The sequence below is a fragment of the uncultured Meiothermus sp. genome (assembly GCF_937863175.1).
Taxonomy (GTDB): Bacteria; Deinococcota; Deinococci; order Deinococcales; family Thermaceae; genus Meiothermus.
This window is the reverse complement of sequence record NZ_CALMCQ010000155.1, coordinates 1-7,017: the sequence shown is the minus strand read 5'-3', so window position 1 is coordinate 7,017 and position 7,017 is coordinate 1. Positions and strand designations below refer to the sequence as shown.

Annotated in this window: 5 protein-coding genes and 1 tRNA gene; 1 reads left to right on the top strand and 5 read right to left on the bottom strand. The window is 60.1% G+C overall.

Going from position 1 to position 7,017, the window contains the following annotated elements; all coding sequences use genetic code 11:
* Positions 1–1,170 (bottom strand): serine hydrolase (locus tag Q0288_RS06140; protein WP_299428736.1); only part of this gene is annotated, 1,170 nt, incomplete at its 3' end.
* A gap of 272 nt (positions 1,171–1,442) precedes the next feature.
* Positions 1,443–3,962 carry an alpha-glucan family phosphorylase gene (gene glgP / locus Q0288_RS06135; protein ID WP_299428733.1) on the bottom strand — a complete coding sequence of 840 codons (2,520 nt, stop codon included), beginning with the start codon at positions 3,960–3,962 and terminating at the stop codon, positions 1,443–1,445.
* Between the two features lie 114 nt (positions 3,963–4,076).
* Between glgP and Q0288_RS06130 the strand changes: the two genes are divergently transcribed.
* Positions 4,077–4,781 (top strand): YkgJ family cysteine cluster protein, encoded by a 705-nt coding sequence (locus Q0288_RS06130; protein WP_299428730.1) that lies wholly within the window; start codon positions 4,077–4,079, stop codon positions 4,779–4,781.
* Between the two features lie 13 nt (positions 4,782–4,794).
* Here Q0288_RS06130 and Q0288_RS06125 read toward each other — a convergent pair whose 3' ends face one another.
* The 3 genes from Q0288_RS06125 to tilS all read right to left on the bottom strand — a co-directional run.
* A complete protein-coding gene (locus Q0288_RS06125) occupies positions 4,795–5,202 on the bottom strand; it encodes a YbjN domain-containing protein (RefSeq protein WP_299428727.1) in 408 nt (135 codons plus the stop codon).
* Positions 5,203–5,327: 125 nt separating this feature from the next.
* A tRNA-Ser gene (locus Q0288_RS06120) sits at positions 5,328–5,419 on the bottom strand.
* 327 nt (positions 5,420–5,746) lie between these two features.
* Positions 5,747–7,017 (bottom strand): tRNA lysidine(34) synthetase TilS (gene tilS, locus Q0288_RS06115; protein ID WP_299428724.1); only part of this gene is annotated, 1,271 nt, incomplete at its 5' end.

The window sequence follows — 7,017 nt, the reverse complement described above, 5'->3', positions numbered from 1 at the left end:
CAGGGTGTTGAGCAGACTGGTATAAAGCAAAAAGAACTGGCTTTCGTCCAGCCTGGCCTGGGGGTTGTTCCAGGTTGCCGAAACACAGAATGGCCTGCCATCCCTGGCTAAGAGCCAGGTGGTCAGATTAAGTACGCCCGGCTCGGAGCCACCTTTATACGCCACCCGCTGCCAGTCAGCAGGGTTGGCGAGGCCAGGGTTGAGCGACATCATGGGCAGGGCCTGAACCCTGCCCATCAGGTCACACAGCTCGCGGGTGCTAAAAAACCACTCCACGTCAATGGCCACCGGCCCTCCGGCAAAAACCTCCACGCCCGGCAAGGGAAGGTTTGTCAGTTGGGGTAGCAGAGCGGCACGTTGGGCGGGGCTGGCTGCGCGGTAGCGTTCCAACCAGACCTGGTTTTGCGGGTTTTTCAGCACAAAGGCTTCCCGTGTCGTCAAGAGGGGCCGGTTGCGGGGGCTTAATCTTTCTATCTCGCCCCGCCCGAGAATGTGGATCAGGGCGTCGGTGGCGGTGTTGTCGGAGATGGAGATCATCTGGGTGGCGAAGCGCTCGAGGCTAATTTGTGTGCCATCGGGCTCGTTTTGCATGGTGCCGGTGGGCAGGCTTTTCCACTCGGGCCGCAAGGCCACCGTATCGCTCCACCTGCGCTGCCCAGCTTCAATCTGCTGGCGCAGCGCCTCCAGGACTGCCAGCTTGAAGCTCGAGGCCACCGCCAGCACCTGGTCGGCACTCAGGTTGAAGTGCTCGCGATTGTTTTCCAACACCAGCACGCTCACCTGACCGGGCAGCCTGTGAAACTCGGCCAGGAGCTGTTCTTTTGTGAGAGCCGCCCTGGGCTGGGGTGGACGAAAGAAAAGCCCCTGGATGCGGCCCTGTGCATCGAGCGATATCTGTGCGGGTACTACTCCGCGCTCGAAGATCACTCGGAAGTGAGGGCCATCCGGCTCTACGCTCTGGTATCTTCCCAGCACTGCTGCTAGCTGCTGAAGAATTGCCTCCACCTGGGCTGGCGGCACCTGCTGCAAGAAGACCGGGGCGAACCATTCGGCCCTGACAGGGCGCTCGGTAAAGAGGCGCTCGAGTGCTGCTTGGGGGCTGAGGGTCGCCTGTGCACCAGCAGACAACAGGCCAAACAATATGACGACCAGCCACCAAACTGATTTCATGTACCCAATAGTAGCGAATGCAGACTACAGGCTCAAGGGTTGTTTGGCTTCTCCTGCCGGTTGTGCCCAGCATTGAGTTGGATAATCATCTCCAAACCAGAAACCTAGGCTGTAATCAAGGGTTAAGCCATGAATCACATGCCGTAATAAGCCGAAGCTGGAATTCGACAAAACATAACTGCAATATCGGAGGTGTCTATGTTGCCAAGGCCCTCAAGGTAACAAGAAGTGCCTTGCTTTCTGGATTGCTACTCATCTTCCCGATACTTGTATCAGACCGTTACTGGTTTTTCGACTGCTGTCCCGGCCCATTTCACGTAAGCTACCTCGCGGGGGCTGGAAAGCTCGGGATGTGCGGCCACCACCCGCACCCCGTAGACATAACTACCGGGACGGGTTGGCTTGTAGGAGCCGGTGTAGAGCAGAGCATCGCGCTCCTGGCCAGAGAGGCTGAGGGGCATCACTTCGAGGTCGCCGCTGCTGCGGCGCACCACCAGCTCGACCTTTAGGGTTTCGGTGGGGATGCCATAGGCCTGCACAAAAGCCCGCAACAGCAAGGGCAGGTTGGGGCTAGTGGGGGGGGGATCTACCCAAATCTTGACACTGTTCCAACTGCCCTGCACCAGGGTTTTCCAGGCTGCCACATCCTCGAGGGCCGCTGCGCCTTTCTCCATCAGATGGGTGGCGCGGTGGGCCAGCAGGGTGTAGAACTTGCGGTGGTAGTCGTCCACCATGCGCTGGGCCGAGTAGGTGGGGCCACAGGTGCGGATGCTATCGCGCACCAGGGCCAGCCAGCCGCTGGGCGTACCCACAGCACCCCGCGCATAGAATAGCGGGATGATCTCGTACTGCAGGGTGTCGTAGAAGCTCTGGGCGTCGGCGTAATCCTGGGCTTCCTCGGTGGCGTAGGTGCGATCGTCGCCAATGGCCCAACCGTTGGTGGTGTTGAAAGCCTCGGCCCACCAGCCATCCAGAATGGAGAAGTTCAGGCTGCCGTTAAGCGCAGCCTTCATGCCCGAGGTACCCGAGGCTTCCATGGGGCGTCGAGGGGTATTGAGCCAGACATCCACCCCCTGCACCAGGGTGCGGGCCAGGCTCATGTCGTAGTTCTCGAGCAAAATCATCTTATCTTCCAGCCCCAGGGTCTTGATTTTCTCGGCCAGTTTTTTAATGAACTCTTTTCCGGGCTCATCTTTGGGGTGGGCCTTACCGGCAAACACAAACTGCACCGGCAGAGGGCCGTTCAAAATCGAGACCAGGCGCTCGGGATCGGTAAACATCAGGATAGCCCGCTTGTAGGTAGCAAAACGGCGGGCGAAACCGATGGTGAGTACGGTGGGATCCAGCACTTTTTCGGCAGCCCGCAGCCTGGCCGGGAGGTCGCCATTGCGGCGGCGTTGCTCAAATAGCCGGGCCCGAACTTCCTCTATCAGATGGGCGCGCAGTTTGTTGCGGATACGCCAGAGCTCGTCCTCTTCCAGCCGGGTCACTGTCCACCGGTCTTGATTGTGCAACTGCTCGGCCCAGGTCTTGGAAAACGCACGCTGGTAGAGGCTGTACATTTCTGGGTGCAGGAAAGTGAAGGTGTGAACACCATTGGTCACATGCCCGATGGGGACTTCCTCGGCCTCAAAACCCTTCCAGCGGTGCTGGAACATCTCGCGCGAAACCTCACCGTGCAACGCCGAGACCCCCCCGGCAGCGCGGGAGGTGGCCAGGGCCAGGTTGGACATGCTGAAGACCGGGCCATAGCTTTTTTCCTCTCGGCCCAGCGCAATAAACTCATCTTTGGTGATACCCAGTTTGTTCCACCAGCCATCCAGATAACGTTCCACCAGATCCAGTGGAAAAGTATCGTGTCCTGCAGGAACCGGGGTATGGGTGGTGAAGAGGGCGCCAGCCGAGGTGGCTTCCAGGGCCTCGCCGAACGAACTCCCCGCCGCAACCATCTCGCGCATTCGCTCCAGACCCAGGAAAGCCGCGTGCCCCTCGTTCATATGCCAGACCTCGGGCCCCAGGCCCAGGGCCCGCACCAGCCGAACCCCTCCGATGCCCAGAATGAGTTCCTGTTCGATGCGGATCTCCTGTCCTGGGGCATAGAGCCGGGCGGTGAGGGCACGGTCATCGGGGCGGTTTTCGGGCAGATTGGTGCTCATCAGGTAGACCGGAATGGCCCCCACCTGGGCTTTATAGGCCATTACATGCACGGTTCGTCCGGGAAACTCCACCCCAAGCTTGAGCGGTTTTCCGTCCTTGTTGGCTACCGCGACCAGCGGTAACTCCTCGGCCAGCAAATCCTCGTAGGCCTCGCGCTGCTGGCCCTCTGGCGTGAGTTGCTGGCGGAAATAGCCTTCGTGGTAGAACATCCCGATCCCCGTCAGGCTTAGCCCCAGATCCGAGGCCGACTTGATATGATCTCCAGCCAGGATGCCCAGACCGCCCGAGTAGATGGGCAGCGACTCGTGGAAGCCATATTCCATCGAGAAGTAGGCAATGCGGGGGGTTTTGTGGGGGCGCGTTTGGAGGTAGTGGCGGAAGTTGGCCACTGTGGCCTCCACCGCTCCCACATAGCCTGAATTTTCGGCCAGGTTCACCAGACGCTCGGGATCGGCCTCCAGCAGCGCACGCACCGGATTAGACCGGAAGCGCTTCCACTGTGAAGGATTGATCTGCTCGAAGAGGTGCTGGGCCTCGGGATTCCAACTCCACCAGAGGTTGTAGGCCACCTCTCGCAGGCCCTTCAGGGGCTCGGGCAGGGTGGGCATGGCGGTGATTCGGCCAATGACGTTCATAACCAAGCGGTGATTGTACCATTTGTGTCTTTGTGAACTATCAGGAATCGAACAACCATGTTCTCGCCGACTTAATGTGCGGGATTTTGGATTCGCATCAGTATGATAACAGCGATGAACCCGGCCTTGCGACAAGCGGTTGCTCGAGCCCATCACAGCCTGCAAGCCCGCGCCTGGAAGTATCTGGAGCAACGCGGTCTGAAGGTGAGCTGCCGGAAGGGGTGCTTTTCTTGCTGCCTGGCCTGGGTGGTGGTGGGGCTGGCCGAGGCCGAGTATCTGCGCGAAGAGCTCGAGGCCAACCTACCCGAAACGCTGGCCCAGGTGGAAACCGAAGGACCCAAAAGGCTCGAACGCATGGTGCGGTATAAACACCACCCCACCTTTCCAACCGAGTATTTCCTCGAGGCCAATCGCTGCCCCCTGCTTACGCCAGATGGGGCCTGTGCAGTACACCCGCTGCGTCCGCTGGCCTGCCGGGGGGTGTTGACCAATTTGCAAGCCCACTACTGCGCCCCCGGTGTTGTCGCTGGACTGCGAGGCAAGGCCGGAGCCGAGTACCAGAGCCAGCTCCAACCCTGGCATGGCCCCGAGCATTACCTGAGGGTGCCCTGGCAGCAATCCGAGCGCACCGCCCGGAAGCTCTGGGCCACCGAGCAGCAGGTGCGCGGTTTTACCGTGATTGGAGAGCTGGTGAGCTTGATTTACCTGCTGGGACAGCAGGACTTCCAAGAAGCCCTGTCGCAGGGCCAAGAAAGGGTTAGACGGGCGCTGACCCATCGCGGGCTTATTGGCGGTGAGGCTGGTTTCTGGGTGGGTTGAGCGGGAGGCGAAATTATTCCACCAGACTCGAGTCAATCATGCGCATGTAGGAGAAAAAAAGCGTGACCTGGTCGCCGAAATCGCGCACAAAGGCCTGAATCGCCTCGGGGGTGACCCCTTCCAGCCGCAGGTCGCTCTCGATGACGGGGTCGTTGTCGGCATCGAGATAGGACTTGGTGAAGCGGTAGCGGCGGTTCCAGCCCAGGAGGTGGCGAGGCTCTACCCGGTCGAAGCCAGAGAATCCAGCCCGCAATTGCAGACTGCTGACATGCGGTTCGCCGTAGGTAATGAGATGACCCTTCAGGCCACTGGGGAACTCGAGGTTGAACAGATCCTCCTTGACCTGCTCAGCGTTGGCCCCCAATTGCTCGAGTAGAATGCGCACTTCTTCGGTGGTGACTTCGCGTAGGACGGTATCCATTGCTCTTCAGATTAAGCCCAAAAAACCTTTTTGACAGTGAGAGCTAAACCGAAAAGGAGTCAGTGCTCAGGGAGTGGGATCGCGGTTTTTTCTATTCGTCCCGTGTGCCCTGACCCCGGCGGTTCTGGCGGAGGAGGAGGGATTCGAACCCTCGATAGGGGGAACCCCCTATACCGGTTTTCGAGACCGGCCCGTTCAACCACTCCGGCACCCCTCCACTTGTGGTTCCCCGCTGGCAGCTGACAGCAAAACCAGTTGGCCCGGTAGAGCCGAGTCGCTCATAGAGCCATATAGCCCGCAGGGCCGAGTAGAAACTTTAGCACAACTTGACCACAAAGTCACGGGTTTTGCGACCAGGGGGTAGGCCGCAATTTTCCGAAGATCAAAGTTTAGCCCATGGCCGGTAGCTGGAGGCGGGAATCAGACTCGATACCTGAATATTCCATATCTACGTCTCTCGATTCTCGACCAACCTGCGACTTGAGAGCCGCGACCGGCAGTCCTGCGAATTTTTCGAGAGGTACCCGGCGACCTGTTGGCTGTTTTAGGGTGGGGAGCGTTTTTGCGCGAAAAAGTCCCGTAACAGTTTGGCCGATTCGCGCTCGAGCCATCCACCTTCCCACACAAAGGGCGGTTTCATGCGGTGCACGGTCACGGCCCCAGCCTTGAGGTTCTCTACTGCGTAGACTACCCGTCGAACCTGGGCTTCCATCAGCGCTCCAAAGCACATGGGACAGGGCTCCAAAGTGACATAGACGGTGGCTCCAGGCAGCACCTTGGCTTGCCCCTTGAGCAAGGCCTTTTGGAGGACGATCAACTCGGCGTGGGCAGTGGCATCGCGGCTTTGCTCAACCTGGTTGTGGGCAGAGGCCAGCTCTTCGCCGTCCCAGACCACCACAGCTCCAATAGGCACTTCACCATTCTGCAAGGCCAGATGGGCCTGCTGCAGGGCGGTGCGCATGTGCTCGAGGTCGTCCGATTCGGGCCAGAGGTTCCAGACTTCCTGTACCGTATCGCCACGGGCACGTACCGGCCAGACCTGTTTGAGTTCGGTGGGGACACTGTGCTCGGTGAAAAAATCAACCAGCCGAATCCGGCCCCCCTCCAGGTCAATCTGGTCGCCAGGCTGGGGAAGCCTCGAGCCACGCCAGGGCGGAAAGGCCTCCACTATGGGAGGAATCAGGAATAGGGTGCCGTCGCGGCGGCGCACCTGCCAGCCTTCGGGAAGGGTGAAGGCTTCGCCCTGCAAGGCCCGCTCGAGCTGGGTAATCCATCCAGCTTCGGGTCGCAGCTGGATCTGCTCGAGCATCTGCCGCAGAGCCCGGCGGCGCAGTCCGGCGGGGGCCTGTACCAGGGGGGCGATCCGGTAGGCGGGACAGGGCCAGCGCCCGTCCCGCAGCAGCAGCAGTTCGGCCAGAGGGTCGAGGGCTTCGTCGTCCACCTGGGAAATGGCCGCAAAGCGCACCAGGGATGCGCTGGTTTGCGGGAAGCGTTCTTTGAGTCTGGGAAAAACCTCATGGCGCAAATAGTTGCGATCCATCGAGGTGTCGGCATTGGTGATGTCTTCAAGCCAGCCCTGGTTTTTGCTGCTCAGGTAGGCCCGTAGGGTGCTACGGCTGATCTCGAGCAGCGGACGCACCACTTTGCCCCGTCTGGGACGCATTCCCAGGCCCCGTCCGGTACCCTGTAAAAGCTGCAACAACACCGTTTCGGCCTGGTCATCCTCGGTATGGGCGGTCAGGATGGCCTGGGCCTGGTGTTTCCTGGCGACCTTGGCCAGAAAACCATAGCGCAAATCCCGGGCGGTAGCCTCCA

Excerpts from the sequence above, each read along its gene's own strand:
- glgP (WP_299428733.1), bottom strand. The coding sequence starts at position 3,962 with ATGAACGTCATTGGCCGAATCACCGCCATGCCCACCCTGCCCGAGCCC.
- Q0288_RS06130 (WP_299428730.1), top strand. The coding sequence starts at position 4,077 with ATGAACCCGGCCTTGCGACAAGCGGTTGCTCGAGCCCATCACAGCCTG.
- Q0288_RS06125 (WP_299428727.1), bottom strand. The coding sequence starts at position 5,202 with ATGGATACCGTCCTACGCGAAGTCACCACCGAAGAAGTGCGCATTCTA.